Origin of the sequence: Halogeometricum sp. CBA1124 (assembly GCF_009741955.1) — an archaeon.
Taxonomy (GTDB): domain Archaea; phylum Halobacteriota; class Halobacteria; order Halobacteriales; family Haloferacaceae; genus Halogeometricum; species Halogeometricum rufum.
Genome location: NZ_WPCD01000060.1, coordinates 1 through 17004 on the forward strand (window position 1 = coordinate 1; position 17004 = coordinate 17004).

Annotated in this window: 17 protein-coding genes and 2 pseudogenes; 4 read left to right on the plus strand and 15 right to left on the minus strand. The window is 68.6% G+C overall.

Features of this window, described 5'->3' with window-relative positions:
- Nucleotides 1-35: 35 nt before the first annotated feature.
- From GJ632_RS09615 to GJ632_RS09665, 11 genes and pseudogenes are all read right to left on the minus strand, one after another.
- Nucleotides 36-1274, minus strand: coding sequence for an MFS transporter (locus GJ632_RS09615; RefSeq protein WP_089810846.1), 1239 nt, complete (start codon nt 1272-1274; stop codon nt 36-38).
- A 214-nt stretch (nt 1275-1488) separates the two neighbouring features.
- Nucleotides 1489-2205 (minus strand): 7-cyano-7-deazaguanine synthase QueC, encoded by a 717-nt coding sequence (gene queC, locus GJ632_RS09620; protein ID WP_089810848.1) that lies wholly within the window; start codon nt 2203-2205, stop codon nt 1489-1491.
- A 4-nt stretch (nt 2206-2209) separates the two neighbouring features.
- On the minus strand, nt 2210-2980 hold the full coding sequence (locus GJ632_RS09625; protein WP_191452798.1) for a 7-carboxy-7-deazaguanine synthase QueE: 771 nt from the start codon (nt 2978-2980) through the stop codon (nt 2210-2212).
- Nucleotides 2980-3465: a 6-pyruvoyl tetrahydropterin synthase family protein gene (locus GJ632_RS09630; RefSeq protein ID WP_191452799.1), complete on the minus strand. Its 486-nt coding sequence runs from the start codon at nt 3463-3465 to the stop codon at nt 2980-2982. Before GJ632_RS09630 ends, GJ632_RS09625 begins: the two co-directional genes overlap by 1 nt.
- A 107-nt stretch (nt 3466-3572) precedes the next feature.
- Nucleotides 3573-3971 carry a thioesterase family protein gene (locus tag GJ632_RS09635; RefSeq protein WP_089810854.1) on the minus strand — a complete coding sequence of 133 codons (399 nt, stop codon included), beginning with the start codon at nt 3969-3971 and terminating at the stop codon, nt 3573-3575.
- Nucleotides 3972-4035: 64 nt separating this feature from the next.
- Nucleotides 4036-5069, minus strand: a pseudogene (locus GJ632_RS09640) (3-oxoacyl-ACP synthase).
- Between the two features lie 57 nt (nt 5070-5126).
- A complete protein-coding gene (locus tag GJ632_RS09645) occupies nt 5127-6407 on the minus strand; it encodes a branched-chain amino acid ABC transporter permease (RefSeq protein ID WP_343161113.1) in 1281 nt (426 codons plus the stop codon).
- A 30-nt stretch (nt 6408-6437) separates the two neighbouring features.
- Complete coding sequence (locus GJ632_RS09650) at nt 6438-7454, minus strand: branched-chain amino acid ABC transporter permease (protein WP_089810859.1); 1017 nt, start codon at nt 7452-7454, stop codon at nt 6438-6440.
- A gap of 7 nt (nt 7455-7461) precedes the next feature.
- Nucleotides 7462-8166, minus strand: coding sequence for an ABC transporter ATP-binding protein (locus GJ632_RS09655; RefSeq protein ID WP_089810862.1), 705 nt, complete (start codon nt 8164-8166; stop codon nt 7462-7464).
- Nucleotides 8163-9101, minus strand: a complete 939-nt coding sequence (locus tag GJ632_RS09660; RefSeq protein WP_191452800.1) for an ABC transporter ATP-binding protein — start codon at nt 9099-9101, stop codon at nt 8163-8165. Before GJ632_RS09660 ends, GJ632_RS09655 begins: the two co-directional genes overlap by 4 nt.
- Nucleotides 9102-9105: 4 nt before the next feature.
- Nucleotides 9106-10539: an ABC transporter substrate-binding protein gene (locus GJ632_RS09665; protein ID WP_191452801.1), complete on the minus strand. Its 1434-nt coding sequence runs from the start codon at nt 10537-10539 to the stop codon at nt 9106-9108.
- A gap of 112 nt (nt 10540-10651) precedes the next feature.
- Between GJ632_RS09665 and GJ632_RS09670 the strand changes: the two genes are divergently transcribed.
- Nucleotides 10652-11179: a cupin domain-containing protein gene (locus tag GJ632_RS09670; protein WP_191452802.1), complete on the plus strand. Its 528-nt coding sequence runs from the start codon at nt 10652-10654 to the stop codon at nt 11177-11179.
- Nucleotides 11180-11269: 90 nt separating this feature from the next.
- On the opposite strand, the gene GJ632_RS09675 is transcribed toward GJ632_RS09670, so the two are convergent.
- The 3 genes from GJ632_RS09675 to GJ632_RS09685 all read right to left on the minus strand — a co-directional run bounded on the left by GJ632_RS09675 (nt 11270) and on the right by GJ632_RS09685 (nt 14521).
- Complete coding sequence (locus tag GJ632_RS09675) at nt 11270-11974, minus strand: helix-turn-helix domain-containing protein (protein WP_191452803.1); 705 nt, start codon at nt 11972-11974, stop codon at nt 11270-11272.
- Between the two features lie 110 nt (nt 11975-12084).
- Entirely contained in the window at nt 12085-13698 is a 1614-nt protein-coding gene (locus GJ632_RS09680; protein ID WP_231751454.1) for an AMP-binding protein, read from the minus strand.
- Nucleotides 13691-14521 carry an alpha/beta fold hydrolase gene (locus GJ632_RS09685; protein WP_191452807.1) on the minus strand — a complete coding sequence of 277 codons (831 nt, stop codon included), beginning with the start codon at nt 14519-14521 and terminating at the stop codon, nt 13691-13693. The genes GJ632_RS09680 and GJ632_RS09685 overlap by 8 nt, the downstream gene beginning before the upstream one ends.
- 91 nt (nt 14522-14612) lie before the next feature.
- On the opposite strand from GJ632_RS09685, the pseudogene GJ632_RS09690 reads away from it, so the two are divergent.
- A pseudogene (locus GJ632_RS09690) lies at nt 14613-15016 on the plus strand (MaoC/PaaZ C-terminal domain-containing protein).
- A gap of 113 nt (nt 15017-15129) precedes the next feature.
- Here the strand turns inward: GJ632_RS09690 and GJ632_RS09695 are convergent.
- The gene (locus tag GJ632_RS09695; RefSeq protein ID WP_231751455.1) at nt 15130-15345 is read right to left on the minus strand and encodes a hypothetical protein; all 216 of its coding nucleotides are present in this window, start codon (nt 15343-15345) and stop codon (nt 15130-15132) included.
- Nucleotides 15346-15688: 343 nt separating this feature from the next.
- Between GJ632_RS09695 and GJ632_RS09700 the strand changes: the two genes are divergently transcribed.
- Both GJ632_RS09700 and GJ632_RS09705 read left to right on the plus strand, forming a co-directional pair.
- On the plus strand, nt 15689-16066 hold the full coding sequence (locus GJ632_RS09700; protein ID WP_191452808.1) for a 2Fe-2S iron-sulfur cluster-binding protein: 378 nt from the start codon (nt 15689-15691) through the stop codon (nt 16064-16066).
- Nucleotides 16067-16201: 135 nt separating this feature from the next.
- Nucleotides 16202-16567 (plus strand): hypothetical protein, encoded by a 366-nt coding sequence (locus GJ632_RS09705; RefSeq protein WP_089810877.1) that lies wholly within the window; start codon nt 16202-16204, stop codon nt 16565-16567.
- The last annotated feature ends 437 nt before the right edge of the window (nt 16568-17004 follow it).

Consider the following 17004-nt stretch of genomic DNA (forward strand, 5'->3'; position numbering starts at 1 on the left):
GGTTCGCGACCCGACGAGAAATAGCCTCGCCGGGGTTACTGTGATACTGATTCGTCGCCGACGGGAACCTCCCAGAGGAGGATGGTCGTCGCCCCGACGATGAGAACGACACCACCGACACCCAGCGCGAACAGCGGAGAGACGGCGTCAGATACGACGCCGCTTCCGAGTTGAAACGGGACGACTGCGAGGCCGCTGACCATCGCCATCGCGCTCAGAACGGTGGCGCGACCGAGCGTCTCCACCCGGTCGTTGATGTACTGTCCGGCGAACGAGCGTGTCACGTCCGAGACCCCTCGAATCAGGAGGAACGTCGGAAGGGCGAGCACCGGCAGAAAGTACATCCCGATCAACGCGCCACCGACGGCGAACGGGAGGACGAGAAACCACGTTCGCAGCCCGATCGTCTCTCTGATCGTCCCCGTGTAGTAGTTGAGTACCGCGCCGACGAGGCTGTACGCCGCATAGAACCACCCCAGCAGGGCCTCGACCTGTGATCGCTGGATTCCGAGGTCGAGGACCACCGTCTCGAAAATCGGCTGGAGGAAGACGAACACGAGGTACGTGACCGCGGCGTACAGAACGTAGTAGTAGAGCAAGAACGACCGCAGACGACGGCGCGCGAGGACGTCTCTCACGATGCGAACCGTCCGACGGAGGCTCAGTTCCTCGGTCGCAGTCTGCTTGTACGTCTCGGGTTCGTCGAGCGTGAGCAGTACCGCGACACCGAGACTCGTCACGCCCGCTGCGACGAACCACGGATACGAGAGGTCGATGCTCCCGAGATACCCACCCAGAATCGCCGCACCGGCCCCGACGACCAACGCCGCCGACTCCCCGCGTCCGCGAACGCGAGCGAACTCGTCTTCGGAGAGGTCGTCCGTGAGCGTGTCGTAGAGCCACGCGTCCTCGCTCCCGGAGCGGAAGTTGTAGCCCAGCGACCAGCAGACGTAGAGGCCCGCCAGCGGAAGAAACGAGTTCGACAGGCCGATGCCGAGGAGCGTCACAGAGATGAGGGAGGTCCCGATGAGGAGGCTGTTGCGTCGTCCCACCCGGTCGCCGACGTAGCCAGTCGGTATCTCTCCGAACAGCGTCGTCAGGTTGTAGAGTACCTCCAGGACGGATATCTGCGTGAAAGATAGCCCTTGAGCCAGGAAGAAGAGGTACATGATGGGTCGATAGAACTCGACCGCTTTCGTCGATTTGTAAACGTAATACTTCAGGATGCTTCCGGAGACAGCCCCCCCGAGAACATCGCCTGTGCGACCTGCCATACGTGTGCCGGCGAAGGAGGAGCCGACAGGTGTATCCTGTTATTACGGAATCGCCCACCGGGCACATATACCGGCTTATTTGGCCGGTACACTCGATCGATCGGTCGTTCTGAGGGGCGGTCGACGACGGGGCGACCGATGGACGGCACGCGTCCACGACCCGGGGGCACCCGACGTGACCACTCCGACCCTCGACGGCCGAGTCGGCGGCCCGCTACTCGGTGTACGTGGGACGCTCGGTGTACGGGATGGGGTCACGCAGGCCGACGTTCTGGAACGCCTGCAGTCGGTAGGCGCAGGAGTCGCAGGTGCCGCAGGCGGGTTCCTCCGCGCGGTAGCACGACCACGTGTGCTCGAACGGCACGTCGAGTTCGCGGCCCCGCCGGACGATGTCCGTCTTCGAGTCTCTCACGAACGGCACCTCGATTCGAATCTCCGTCTCGGGCTTCGTCCCCACGTCCGCCATCGCCTCGAACGCCTCGAAGAACTCGGGGCGGCAGTCGGGGTAGCCCGCGTAGTCCTCGGAGTGCGCGCCGACGAACACCGCCTCGCAGTCGTTCGCCTCGGCGTAGGAGACGGCCATCGAGAGCAGGTTTGCGTTGCGGAACGGGACGTAGGAGGTGGGAATCTCCGCGGCGTCCATGTCGGCGTCGTCCACGTCGATGTCGTCGTCCGTGAGGCTGGACGCGCCGATGCGAGAGAGGTGGTCGGTCTCGATGTGGAGGAACTCCTCGGCGTCGAGGTCCTCGGCCAGTCGCCGGGCGCAGTCGTACTCCTTCGTCTCGGTCTCCTGTCCGTACGAGGTGTGCAGGCAGTAGAGGTCGTAGCCGCGGGCCGTCGCCTCGTAGGCGGTCGTCGCGCTGTCCATGCCGCCGGAGAGGAGGACGACGGCGGTCTGTCGGTCGTCGGATGCGTCGGTCGTGTCGGTCATGAGTTTACGTCTCGGGTGCGTCGTTCCACAGGTCCACGTGGAGACGCGGGGTGTAGCGGTAGCCGCGTTCGAGCGCGAGGTCCGCGACGACGGTCCGCGTCGCCGCCAGTTCCTCGCGGGTCTGTCCCTCTGGCATCAGGAGGACGTCGTCGTCGCGAATCGCCGCGTCGGCGACGCCGCGCAGGTCCGCGACCAGTTCCTCGATTTCGGGCAGGTCCTCTGGCCCGGTGACGACGAACTTCAGCTGGAACGCGTGGCGCTCGACCAGCGTCGCGAGTGCGTCGAGGTCGATTCGGCGCTCCTCGTGCCGCGCCTCCCACGCGCCCACGTCGACCCCGTCCGGCGCGTTCTCGGGCGTCGGCGTCGAGGTGGAGAGCTTCGGGCTGACGGAGGCGAGGTCGACGGGCGCGTCGGGGACGACGGTGCCGTTCGTCTCGACGGTGACGTGGTAGTCGTCGGCGAGGCGTTCGAGGAGCAGTTCGCTCTCGTCGTGAATCAGCGGTTCGCCGCCGGTGAGGACGACGTGGGTCGGGTCGCGTGCGTCGACTTCGTCCACGACGTCGTCCACGCCCATCCAGGCGTGCGTCGGGTCCCACGAGGTGTGGTAGGAGTCGCAGAACCAACAGCGGAGGTTGCACCCGCTCGTCCGGACGAACGTGCTCGGGACGCCCGCGAGCTTTCCCTCCCCCTGCAGCGAGGCGAACAGTTCGTTGACGGGGAGGGCGGGGCCCTCTGGCGCCGTCTCGGGTCGTTCGACACGCGAGGAGACGGGCATTATCGGTGGCTCGCGCAGAGTTCGCCCGTCTCGCGCACCTCGACGGCCACGTCGGAGACGGTGTCGGGCAGGCGCGCCGCCAGTTTCTCCTCCAGGAGGACGGCCATCACCTCGGCCGTCGGCGGCGCGTCGAGGACGACCAGCGAGTCGGCGTCGCCGCTCGCCTCGAACGCCGCCGCGAGGGGGTCGCCCGACTCCACGAGGAAGCGGTGGTCCCACTCGTCTATCACGGCGGTCACGTCGCCCTTGTCCACGACCCACCCCTCCTCGGTGAGTTCGCCCGTCACCGTGACGGAAATCTCGTAGTTGTGACCGTGCGGCCGACTGCACTTTCCGTCGTGGTGCAGGAGTCGATGGCCGGCGCTGATGCGGATGGGACGGTCGTCGCCGATTCGGAGGACGCGTTCGCCCGCCCGCGCGGCGACGCCGGCACCGCCGGCCGAACCGCTACGACTGTGGTCGGACTGGAGGAGCTTCTCGGGCATACTCAGGGATTATCTGCCGGTGTGAAAAGTGCGCCGTTTCGGCGATGGCGACAGGACTCACCGGGAAGGAGTGGTCGTCGAAGGTGAGAGACCGGAACGGGCGCGAGTCAGCGCTCGAACTTCGCGAACTCGGCGCGCGCGTCGTCCGGAACGGGGGCGGGCTGGTTCGTCTCGGGGTCGACGACCACCTGTACCGACGAGGCGGTGGCGGCCACGTCGCCCTCGAAGACGAGTTCGTACTCCATCTCGAAGGAGGTGTTCCCCACGTCCACGACGGCGACGCCGACGGTGACGTCGCCGAGGTCGTCGATAGAGGTGCGGTAGTCTATCTCCGAGTGCGCGAGGACGGTGTTCACCTCGCCGCTGTCGATGCCGAGAGCGTCCTGGAAGAAGTCGATGCGCGCCTGTTCGCAGTAAGAGGCGTAGACGGCGTTGTTCACGTGTCCCAGCGGGTCGAGGTCACGGAAGCGAACCTGCAGTTCGGTTTCGTACGGGTACGCTGTCACGGACGAGTCGTCGACCGCCGGGCGCTAAACACCGCCGGTCCCGGCAGCGTCCGTCCCCCGCCGTCTACCCGCGCCACTCCAGCACCGTCGCGGCCCACGTGTAGCCCGTCCCGGCGGCGAGGAACAGCACCACGTCGCCCGCGTCGGGGCCCTCGCCCGCCTCGACGGCGGCGTCGAGGGCGAGAATCTGGTCGGCGCTCTGCACGTGGCCGAACTCGTCGAGGTAGTGGCTGCCCGCGGGGCCGACGCCCAACTCCTCGGTGAGGTAGTCGTGGAAGGAGCGCTTCATGTGCGTCAGCGCCACGAAGTCGAGGTCGGAGCGGTCGTAGCCGGAGGATTCGAGAGCGTCGTCCGCGACGGTGAGGAAGTTCGGCAGACTCACCTCGCCGAGTCGCTCCTTCATCGACTCCTGGTCGGGGACGTCCAGCGTGTGGAGGCCGTCGGCGACAGTCTCCGCCGTCGGCGGGCGTTCCGACCCGCCGGCGGGCATCACCACGTCGAGGGCGAACCTCCCGTCGGTGACGGCGGCGCTCTCGCGGACGCGGGCGCGGGAGCGGTCCGCGGCGTCGTCGACGCGTCCGATTCGAGCACCGTCGCCGACGCGCCGGCGCCGAAGTTGAACATGAACGACGAGCGCTCGTTGTCGTAGTCGACGAGGTCCTCCTCCCTGCTCGCGCCGACGAGGAGGGCGCGGTCCACGTCGCCGGTGCGGAGTTGCGCCGCCGTGTGGCGGACGGCGATTGGCGCGCCCGCACAGAGCGCGTACGACTCGTGAGCGTAGGCGTCGTCTGCGCCGAGACGCTCGGCGACGTGGGCGGCGGCGCTCCAGACGACGTGGTCCTTGTACTCGCTGCCGTGGTACAGCACCAGGTCGAGGGCCGCCGGGTCACAGTCGGCGTCGGCGAGTGCCGCCTCGGCGGCGGCGACGCTCATGTCGGACGCGTGGTCGTCGTCCGGCGGGCAGACGTGCTTCTCGCGGACGCCCATCTTCTCGACGACGACGTCCTCGGGGACGCCGCTTCGGTCTGCGATCTGTGCGCCGGTGACCGTCTCGTCGGGAACGTACGTCCCGAAGCCGGTGAGGTGTACGTCGTGCATCTGTGGGGGTCGTGGGTTAGTGGGTTCGTGAGGGGACGAACGCCGTCGGCGTGCGGGTCAGTCGTCGTCGCTCGCGGACCGGGTCTCGGTCCGGGACCGGACGGCGCGGGCGACGTGGCCGGGTAGTCGGTCGGCGACGGTGCCGCCGAGTCGGTCTCTGAGCGTCCCGAGGAGGCCGTTCGGCACGTAGAGGACGAACAGGACGAACACGATTCCCAGATAGAGGGCCGCGTGGCCGTTCAGGAACGTGTCGATGGCCTCACCGACGGTCAGCCCGTTGTAGAGCACCGCCGAGAGCGTCGCCTCGCCGAGACTGCCGTCGAGGAACGGCAGGAGGCCGCCGCCCTCCCCGCCCTTCGAGAGGAACTCGCGGACCGTCTCGTCGAACAGGCGGCCGTAGAGGGGGCCGGCGACGGTGCCGAAGCCGCCGATGATGGAGGCCAAGAGGGCGTCGCCGGCGACGAGGAAGTAGAAGCTGTTCTCCGGCGTCACCGACCGGCGGAAGCCGGCGAACAGACCGCCCGCGACGCCGGCGAAGAACGCGCTCAGCGCGAACGCGCCGAGTTTGTAGCGGAACGTGTCGTAACCGACGGCGCGGGCGCGCTCCTCGTTCTCGCGGATGGCGACGAGGACGCGGCCGAACGGGGAGTGGACGATGCGCTGGAGGGCGAAGTAGCAGCCCACGACGACCAGCCCGACCATGTAGTAGGACACCTCGGCGGGCGAGAACGTGAGGAAACCGAGGAAGCCCTCGACGGACTCGCCGGCGAGTTGACCGATGGCGAGGTTGAGCGAGTCGACGCCGGGGACGCCGACGTTGAACGGCGCGGTCCGTTCGAGGACGGCGACGCCGTCCCGCGGATTCGACCCGACGTAGTCCCAGTCGCGGACGAACACGTACAGCACCTGCGAGAAGCCCAGCGTTATCATGGCGAAGTAGACGCCCGTCAGGCGGAACGACACCGCGCCGATGACGAGGGCCAAGGCGAGGGCGACGAGTCCGCCGAGGACGAGGAGGGCGAGGAACGGCGTGTCGACGGGCAGGAACGGTACCTTCCCGTTCGAGGCGAGGACGACGAGGTACGCGCCCGCGCCGTAGAACGCCGCGTGGCCGAACGAGAGGTAGCCGGTGTACCCCGACACGAAGTCGAACGACATGGCGAACAGGCCGAAGTAGAAGACGGCTATCATCGTCTCCACGCGCGGGAGGAGGTACGCCATCTCCTGTCCGACCGGCGAGTTCGTCGCGACGGCGTACAGGCCGGGGTACGCGGCGAAGAACGCGACGACGGCGACGTGGACCAGATGGTCGCGGAGGTACTGGACGGGCCACGCCACGTCCTCGCCGTCGCGGGCGCGAAGCGGACGCTAATGGCCCCCCACCTCCTCGACGCCGAACAGGCCCTGCGGTTTCAGAATCAGCACCACGACGAGGATGAGGAAGATGGTCATCTGCGGGAGGCCGGTGAAGGCGATGGCGTTCTGGAACCACCACGTCGTCGTCGCGTCCACGAGGCCGACGAGGGTGCCGGCGACGACGGTGCCGCGGAACGTCCCCAGACCGCCGACGATGACGACGACGAACGCCGGGAGCAACGTCTCCGCGGCGAGGGGGACGCTCGCGCCCCAGTTGGGGTCCCACGCGAGGAGGACGCCGGCGACGCCCGCGATGCCGATGCCGATGGCGAACACGAACGTGAAGACGCGCCGCACGTCGACGCCGAGAGCCGCTAGCATCTCGGAGTCCTCCGACCCCGCGCGGATGAACAGGCCGTAGCGCGTCCGCGTGAGGAACGCCCAGATGGCGGCGACGGTGAGGACGCCGAACAGTATCTCGAACAGCGCCAGCCCCGAGACGGAGACGAGGCCGAGGTCCACCTGCTGGGAGAGCGCGGCCGGTTTCGTCGCGAACGCGGCCTGCCAGTCCGAGATGGGCTGGAGGCCGTAGAACGAGACGGCGATTCTGACGAGTTCGTCCAGCATCAGCGTGAGGCCGAACGTGAGCAGAATCTGGTACAGGGGCGGCCGGTCGTACAGCGTCCGGATGAGGCCGACTTCGATGACGCCGCCGAGGGCCGACAGCGCGGCGAACGCGACGGCGACGGCGACGAGGAAGGCGAGGAGGCGCGACCCCGGCCCCGCCCCGGAACTCACGAGGAGCACCATGACGAGGCCGCCGAGGTACGCGCCGATCATGGTCAGCGAACCGTGCGCGAAGTTGAGCACGCCCATCAGACCGAAGATGAGCGTGAGGCCGCTGGCGAGCATCACGTACAGCGCCGCCTTCGACAGTCCGTTGACGAGGACCGACGACAGCGTCTCCGCCGTGAGGAACTCGCCGAGGGCGTCGAGGAACAGCGGTGCGGTGAGGAGTGCGTCTGTCATGTCTGAGTCATGCCGAGAGATATCGCGTGAGTCGTTCGTCGTCCGCCGACACGTCCGCCGTCTCGCCCGAGTCGACCACGGTGCCGTGGTCGAGGACGTAGAAACGGTCCGCGAGGTCCAGCGCCAGCGGGAGGTTCTGTTCGACGAGGAGCAGCGTCGTCTCCTCGGCGGCGGCGGTGAGGGCGTCGGCCACGGCGTCGACGATGAGCGGTGCCAACCCCTCCGACGGTTCGTCCACGAGGAGCAGGTCGTTCGCCCCCACGAGGCCGCGGGCGATGGCGAGCATCTGCTGTTGCCCGCCGGACAGCGACCCGGCCTTCTGCGCGCGGTGGTCCCGCAGGTCCGGGAACGTCTCGAACGCGCGTTCGAGGCCGGCGTCGACGTCGGCGGCGTCGGGGACGGCCACGCGGACGTTCTCCGCGACGGTGAGTTCCGAGAACATCCGCCGGTCCTCGGGAATCCAGCCCAGTCCCCGTTCGGCGACTTCGTGCGTCCGCATCCCGGCGAGGTCCTCGCCGCGGTAGCGGACGCTCCCTTCGCGCGGCGGCGTCAGTTGCATGATGGCGCGCAGGGTGGTCGTCTTGCCGACGCCGTTGCGGCCGACGAGGGCGACGACTTCGCCCTCCTCGACGTCGAGGCTGACGCCCTCGAGGACGTGGCTGTCGCCGTAGTAGGCGTGGACGTCCTCGACGGAGAGCAGGGGGTCGGTCACGCCGACCCCTCCGCCGTCTCCGACCCGTCGTCGCCGTCTGTGGCCGCCTCGTCGTCGGCGTCTGTGGCCGCCTCGTCGCCGTCCGGGGGTTCGCTGTCGTCCGCGGGTTCGCTGTCGTCCGCGGATACGTCGCCCTCGGCGTGTCGACTTCGGGACTCGTAGCCGCCGAGGTAGGCGCGCTGGACCGTCTCGTCGCCGCGCACCGCCGCGGGCGGGCCGTCGGCGATGAGTTCGCCCTGGTTCAGGACGACGACGCGGTCGGAGACGTTCATCACGATGTCCATGTTGTGCTCGACGAGGAGGACGGCGTGGTCCGTCGCCACGTCCTCGATGAGGTCGATGATGTCGCCGACGCTCTCCGAGGAGACGCCCGCGTTCGGTTCGTCCAGCAGGAGGCGTCCCGGGTCGCCCGCGAGGGCGATGCCCACCTCCAACTGGCGCTTCTCGCCGTGACTGAGCGACGACGCCGGGGCGTCGGCGTGTTCCGTCAGGCCGACGCGTTCGAGGATGGCGCGCGCCTCCCGTTCGTACTCGTCGTAGCGGGAGACGTTGCGCCAGAACGTCGTCGCGTCGTCGCCGTGCGCCTGCGCGGCGATGCGGACGTTCTCGAACACGGAACTCGTCGGGAAGACGTTCGTTATCTGGTAGGAGCGGTGGATGCCCATCGACGCCGTCTCGTGCGGGGCGGCCGCCGTCACGTCGCGGTACGCGCCCGCGCCGTCGGCCGACGCCCCCTCGCTCCCCGCGCCGCCGCGGAACTCGATTGTCCCCTCGGTGGGTTCGAGCGCGCCCGTCAGGAGGTTGAAGAACGTCGTCTTCCCCGCCCCGTTCGGGCCGATGAGCGAACACAGTTCGTCGGCGGCGAGTTCGAAGTCGACGTCGTCGACGGCGGTGAGACCGCCGAACGTCTTCGTCAGACCGGTCGTGCGGAGCATCCGACTAGAGGGAACAGCCCATCTCCTCGGAGTCGGCCGGGATGGTCGTCTCCTCGGCGGCGATTCGGGCCACCGGTTCCGAGGGCATGATGGCCGCGCCCCACCGGTCGGCCCACTCGTCGGTCGTCGGGACGGGGTCGGCGACGGTCATCGCCGACCGGGCCTGGTTGTTGTACTCCTGGAAGGTGTAGCCGTCCTCGCCTTTCGGCGTATCGGTGACCGTCATCCCGCGCAGGGCCGAGGCGAGGTCCGCGCCCGCGGTGGACCCGGACTCCTCGACGCCCTGCACGATAGCCGAGGCGGCGGTGAACATCCCCGACGTGAACAGGTCGGGCACGCGGCCGTAGGCGTTCGAGTACATCTCGACGAACGCGTCGTTGATGTCGTTGTCGTACTGGTTCCAGTGGTAGCGGGTGGTGAACGGCCCGAACTTCTGGCCCTGCAGTTTCTCCGCCGTCAGCGGTTTGCCGAACACCTTCTGGAGCGTCTGGCCGACGACGGAGGTGGTGATTTCGGTGGCGAAGCCGCCGAACACGCGGTAGTCGTAGTCGCCGTTGAGGTACGTGGTGAACAGGGCGGGGAGCGTGGCGACGGTGAACCCGCCGACGATGCCCTGCGCCCCCGCCTCCGACGCCTGGTCGAGGAGGCCCTGCCACTCGGAGTAGCCCTGCGGCACGAACTTCTTGCCGACTATCTCCACGCCGTTGGCCTTCAGCACCGACTCGTAGTTGTTGACGACGGCCCGCCCGAACGAGTAGTCGGCGCCGAACAGGTACACCTGCTGCACGTCCGTCTCCTGAGCGACGTACTTCCCGCCCGAACGCGCGTCCATCGCGGTGTTCTCGGAGGCGCGGAATATCATGTCGCCGCACGTCTCAGAGTTGGCCGTGACGTCCGCCGAGGCGGCCGGGCCGACCATGTACGGCACGTTCGCCTGCTTCGCCACCGTCGTGATGACGCGCGAGGCGGCGCCCGAGGACGCACAACCGACGAGCATGTCCACCTCCTCGCTCTGCACGAGGTCCGTCGCCAGCGTCTGCGCGGTGTCCGCCGAGAACTTCGAGTCCCGGACGTACAGTTCGTAATCCACGTCGCCGACGGTGACGGTGTACTCGCCCGACTCGACGCCGGTCACCGGGTCGGCGTCGGCCTTGTACGCCATCCCGGAGAGGAAGCCCCACAGCGCCTGCTTGCCGTAGTACTGCAGGTCGCCCGAGATGGGCTGCATGACGCCGAGTTTGACCGTGCCGGACGCGCCGCCCGAGGACCCCGTCGTGGTTCCCGTCACGCTTTCCTCGCCCGCCGTCGTGCCCGAGTCCGTGCTGGTCGCCGTCTCGTCGCCGCCGCCACCGCCCGAACAGCCCGCGACGCCCGCGATGCCCGCCGCACCGAGCGTCGAGAGAACTGTTCGCCGTGTGAGTCGTCCATCAGTGCTCATTCCACCTCTATCGTTAATTAAAGACCCGCAAAGGATGGCGGGTTAACATGTGAACGGTGGGCACGGTTCGCCCCCCTCGGCTTACTTGTCGGTCGTCCCGCAATCGCCTCGCATGGAACGAGTCGCGTTCGACGCCGTGGAGCCGACTGCGTACGAGACGGACGCGGAACGGCGCGGGCTGTCGACGCCGCTGGCCACCGAGAACCTCTCGCTCAACCACTTCCGCCTCGCCCCCGGCGAACGCCTCGCCGGACTGCACGCCCACCCGGCACAGGAGGAAGTGTTCGTCGTCCTCGACGGCGAGGCGACGTTCGAGGTGCTGGGACGACGCGTCGGCGACGCCGTCGAGGAAGTGCGGGGAACCGTCGCCGGCGACGTCCGGGAGGTGACCGTCGCCGCGGGCGAGGCGATTCGGTTCGCGCCCGGCGAGTTTCAGGCCGGACGAAACGCCGGCGAGTCGGAACTCACGGTACTGGGCGTCGGTGCGCCCCGAGACGGGGCGGACGTGCGAGTGCCGAAGGTCTGCCCCGATTGCGGCCGCGGCGACATGCGGCCGGTGGCGGGCGAGGACGGCGACAGCCTCCGGTGTCCGGACTGCGAGACGGTGCTGGAACAGCCCCCGCCGCGGGAGGAGTGGTGAGTCGGTGCGGACCGAGGCGGTGCGGGTCGGGTCAAGAAGAGACCTGTCGGTGAGGGATAAGTCGAGTCCGGTTGCGGGCCGAGTCGGCCGTCAGTCGTCCAACTCGTCGAGGGCGTTGACGACGCGCTCTATCATCTTCCGCTGGCCGCGGCGGAGGTTCTTCGAGACGGCGGGCTTGGAGACGTCGAACTCGTCGGCCAGCGACCCGAGCGTGGCCGACCGGGGGCTCTGGAAGTAGCCGCCGTCGACGGCCGACTCCAGCGTCTGCCGCTCGACGGTCGAGAGGTCGCGGCAGCCCTCGATGAGCGTCATCGCCGCGCCGACGTTCTGCACGAAGTCGGTGAGTTCGGGCAGGTCCGGCGCGTTGCGCTTCACCACGTCGAACTCGTGGTTGCGGTCCAGACGCGACAGCATCGCCTCCTCGGCGTCGCCGTCGTCGAACCCGATGTGCCACAGTTCGCTGCCGTCCTCGACGAACGACGGGCCGGTGATGAAGCCGTCCTCCTCGCGGACGATGCGCATCGCGTCCGTCTGGCCGATGACGGTGCGGATGTGCGCCACGTCGTTCCGGCGCGAGATGAGGCGGTAGTCGGCGGTGACCTCGTGGTCGCGGAGGACGGACAGCCCGGCGTCGAGACTCTCTCGGTCGTCGGCCTCGACGACCATCCGGGTCTCGGTGCGTTCGGCGGCGGTGTCGTACTCCCAGTGCACCGCCGAGAACGCCACGGGGTGGTCGTCGGTGGCCGCGACGAACGGGCAGTCGTACTGCTCTACGTCCACCGTGATGTCGATCATCGTTCGTGTAGGTCCGAACCGAACCGAAGCCGCAGAGCATCTTAACTGTTTGCCATTACTCGCCGGTTTCGGCCGACGGCGCGCCGTTACCCGCGGATAAACCGCGGCCGTCACTCCCCGCCGAAGCGCGCCTCCACCGCGTCGCGGTCTATCTTCGAGGGGCCGGAGGTGGGTATCTCCTCGACGACGACGACCGACTTCGGGTGTTTGAACCGCGCGAGTCGGCCGTCGAGGAACGCCGAGAGTTCTTCGACCGTCAGCGAGTGGTCGCCCTGCACGACGGCGCGGCCGACGTGCCCCCACTTGTCGTCCGGAACGCCGACGACGACGGCCTCCTCGACCTTCGGGTGGGCGGCGACGGCGTCCTCGACTTCGGGCGGGTAGACGTTCTCGCCGCCGCTGACGAACATGTTCTTCTTGCGTCCCTCGATGTGGACGTAGCCGTCGTCGTCCACGCGGGCGAGGTCACCCGTCGAGACCCACCCGTCGCCGAACGTCTCGCGCGTCTCCTCGGGGGCGCGCCAGTACTCGCGGGCGGCGTGCGGCCCGGCGAGTTCCAGTTCGCCCACCTCGCCGCGCAGTTCCTCGCCGTCGCCGTCCACGACGCGGGCGTCGACGTGCATCGCGGGAACGCCCACCGAGTCGGCCTTCTCGCGCGGCCACCCGTCGGGCATGGCGAAGTTGTTCGGGCCGCACTCGGTCAGCCCGTAGCCCTGCGAGAGGTCCACGCCGCGGTCCCACCACGCCCGCATCACCGACTCGCGGCAGGGGCCGCCGCCGGACTTCACCAGACGGAGCGTCGAGAGGTCCGTGTCGTCCCAGTCGTCGTGCGCGCTCATCATCCGCAGGACGGCGGGGACGGCGACGAGGACCGAGGCGTCGTGTTCGGGGACGAGTCCGAGTACCTCGCCGGGGTCGAAGTCGCGCGCGAGGACGACGGTGCCGCCGAGGTGGAACAGGGGCACGGTGATGACGTTCCACCCGCCGGTGTGGAACATGGGGAACACCATCGGCGTCGTGTCCTCGGGCCGCAGTCCCCACGCGGTGATGGTGTTGAACGAGTTCCAGAGGACGCTCTCGTGGGTGAGCACCGTCTCCTTCGGCGTCCCCGTGGACCCGCCGGTGTGGAGGAACAGGTGCGGGTCGTCCATCGACACGTCGGCCGGTTCGACCGCCGAGTCGTCTTCGGGGCGGACGGACGCGAACGTCCGCGCGTCCGGCAGGGAATCGCTGGTCGCGTCCGAACCGCCCGCCGAGTCGTCAGCGGGGAGGACGAGCACCGTCGGGTCGGCGTCGAACGCGTCCGCCTCGCGCGCTCGGCGACGAGTTCGGCGAACGGCGACTCGACGACGAGGAGTTCGGGGTCGACCGTCGAGAGCAGTTCCGCGACTTCCGGCGAGGCGAGGCGGTGCGAGAGGGGGCGAGGACGCCGCCCGTCTCGCGGTGGCGAAGAAGAGGTCCACCAGTTCCGGGCGGTTGCGCGAGACGACGGCGACGCGTCCGCCGTCGGCGACGCCGTGCGCTCGGCAGAGGCGCGCCGTCCGGTTCGCCCGCGCGTCCAACTCCGCGTAGGTGAACTCGCGACCGGTCGTCGCGTCCACGAGGCCGACCTTCTCCGGCGAGAGTCGCGCCCGACGCTCGGACCACCCGCCGACCCAGCGGTTCGGTCCGGCGTCGGCGACGGGCGCGAATCCGCTCAGGCCGTCCGGTCGACCCTCAGACATCGTTCAGGAACGTCGCCAGTCGGTCGTTCACGTCGCCGGCCCGTTCGACGAAGAACAGGTGCGACCCGCCGTCGAACGCCTCGAACGCGACGGACGCGTCCGACGCCTCGGCCACCCGGTCCGCGAGGCGGCGGCCGTTCTCGACGGGGAGGACCCGGTCGGCCGTCCCGTGGAGGACGAGCGTCGGGACGTCGAGATTCGCGAGGTCGGCGCGCCGGTCGAACCCGGCGACCGCTTCGGCCTGCGCCGCGCGGGCGTGGGGCGGCGCGTCCGACGCCAGACGCCAGTCGACGATTCGCTCGACGAGGTCGTCGCGACCGTCGAAGAAGTCGTCCGTCATCGCCGGGCGCATCTTGTACCGGATGGCCTCGCGTTCGTCGGCGTCGTCCGGTACGTCGAACATCCGCTCCTGCGTCTCCGGCGGCGTCGGAACCGCGTCCTCGCCGCCGTGAGAGGTGCACAGAAGCGAGAGCGAGGCGGTCCGGTCGTAGTCGAGGGCGTACGCCTGCGCTATCATCCCGCCCATGCTCGCGCCGACGACGTGCGCCGCCTCGACGTCGAGGTCGGCGAGGACCGCCTCCACGTCGGCGGCCATCTCCGCGACGGCGTACGGGCCGTCGGGCGCGTCGGAGTCGCCGGTGCCGCGGTTGTCGAGGAGGACGACCTCGTACCGATCGTCCAGGGCGGCGGCCTGCCACCGCCACATCCACCGTCCGTAGCCGAGTCCTTCGAGGAGAACCACCGTCTCCGCGTCGGGGTCCGGCGTGGCCGGCCCGCGCGTCTCGTAGGCGATGGTCACGCCATCGCTGTCCACCGTGGGCATGAATGACTGTGTGAACACGACCCGCCCCCATCAACGATGCACTTCACATGTTAACCCGAGCGTCGAAGTCGGCGGGCGCGAACAGTCCGGTATGCCAGTCGCCACGACGGGCGACGCCGCCGAGGCGTCACTCAGCGTCACCGAATCGACCATCGACGAGTTCGCCGCCCTGTCGGGGGACGACAACCCCATCCATCTCGACGACGACTACGCCGCCGAGACGATGTTCGGCGGCGAATCGCCCACGGGATGCTCGCGGCGTCCGTCGTCAGCGCCGCCCTCGCGGACCTGCCGGGCGACGTGATCTACCTCTCGCAGGACCTCTCGTTCGAGAACCCGGTCCGACCGGGCGACGAGGTAGTCGCCCGCGCGGACGTCGACGAACTGCTGGGCGGCGACCGAATCCGCGTCGAGACGACGGCGCGCGTCGGCGACGTGGACGTGGTGACGGGCGAGGCGGTGGTGCTGTCCGTTTCGCACGGCGACGCCAACTGACGTTGCTGGTGCTCGCGACGAGACGAACGGACGGGAGACAGAAGACGGAGTGAGTGGTAGGAGAGCGCCGAACCGCGGCGCGTCGAGAGAGAACGGACCGAGAGCGAACGGCGTTAGTCCGACGTCGGGGCCGCGCGACCCGCCACCATCGCGGTCGGTTCGTGGTGGAGGTCGTCGACGCGCCAGACGTTCGAGCGTACCCCGGCGCGCGAGAGCGACACCGGAATCGTCGTGCCGGACGGGAGCGCCGAAAGCGTCTGCCGAAGGTCCGGGTCGGCATACTCAACGAGGTGACGAGTCTCGTTCGTGTCTTCGACTTCGACGGTCATAGTGTCATGGTCGTTCATGGGGTTACGGACGGTGACGCGCGTAGGAACAGTCGTTTCGACGCTCATATCTACTCACTTGCACTCCACCACCTTAAGCTGTAATATGTTGGATAGTTCGTGATGGTATGAGATACGTTGACAAGCTTGTGGACCCGTACCACCTACCCGTGTCGCCGCCGAACGGTCGGTCGTGAGCGACGAACGAGACGACGGGAGGGCGGAGAGCGACGACGACCCGGACGGGGCGGCGGAGGGCGACGGACGCGTCGACGGCGACGGACGCGCCGACACCGAAGGACGCGTTGACGACGGCGACGGACGCATGGACGACGGCAACGGACGCATGGACGACGGCAACGGAAGCGTTGACGACGGCGACGCCGAGGGGTGCGGCGGTGACGGCGAGGTGCGCGTCGTCGTTCGTCACGGCGACGACGAGACGGTGACGCGCGCCGCCGTCGGGAAGACGCTCAGGGACCACCTCCTCGACCACGGCCTCTCACCGTACGCGCGCCTGACAGAGCGGGCGAACTGCGGCGGCAACGGGCTCTGTGCGACCTGCGGCGTCCGGATTCCGGCGGGCGAACCCGACCCGACGCACTGGCACGACCGACTGGCGGCGCGGTTCGGCTACCCGCGCCTCTCCTGTCAGATTCGGATTCGCGGGCCGATGGTGGTCGAACTGGTGGAGGACAAGCGCGTGTGGGGCGGGCGCGAGTGAGTGAGGGCGGCGTCCCGCCGCGACGGCGCGCGGGCTTCGGTCCAGTCCCGTACTGGTCGGCGGCCGACAGGCGAGGTAACCGGGCATGCACTCGCAAGTCGAACGCTCTTGCCCGCCGTGCCGTTATCGTGACGTATGCTAGTCCGTCTCCACCAGTTCGAACACGAGGAGGTCCAGTTCGACGACAACCGAACGACCGGCGAATCACAGACCGAAGACTCGGTCGACAAGGACCCCGAGGAGTACTTCGGGACGGAACTCGACATCGACGCCGACACGTGGGCGACCGTGGAGTACGAGGGCGACCCCGTCCAGCGTCGGGAGGTGACGCTCGACGGCGTCACGGCCGTCTCGGTGCCTGAAGACGTGGATTCCGACGAACGGTCGACCGACGCCGACCTGCCGGGAGCGACGGTTCAAGTACGACACGAAGGGTCCATCGAAGCGTTCGAGAACGCCCGAGTGGTCGAGGCGACCGACTCGAATCCGGACGACGCGTAGCCACCTCTGGACCGGTCGTTGTCCGCGTCCACTCACGCACTGCGACCCACCATCGAATCGGGTCGAGAACGTAGACGGCAACTCGGGCGCTCACTCGCTTCGCTCGTGCGGTGGCGGCGACAGAACGAGTCCGCTCTCCCCGATTTGAACAGATGACAGACGGTCGGACTCGCGATGCTCGTCCGCTGCGACTGTCGTGTTCAAATCGCGTCGAGGAGAGTCCTCACTGCACACGGTGTTCGCAGGCAGAAATCCGCTCGTCCCGATTAACGGGGGGCAAGCCGATCTACAGTCGGCGTGCTCTAACCAGGCTGAGCTAAGAGCGGTCCATCTACTCGTAGCGCCGTGGCAAGACTTAAGAATTACTCATTGGTCGTCGCGGGCCGTCAGAAATCGCTCGGTCGCACGGTCCACGCGCGCTGCGCGGCGCGAGTCGG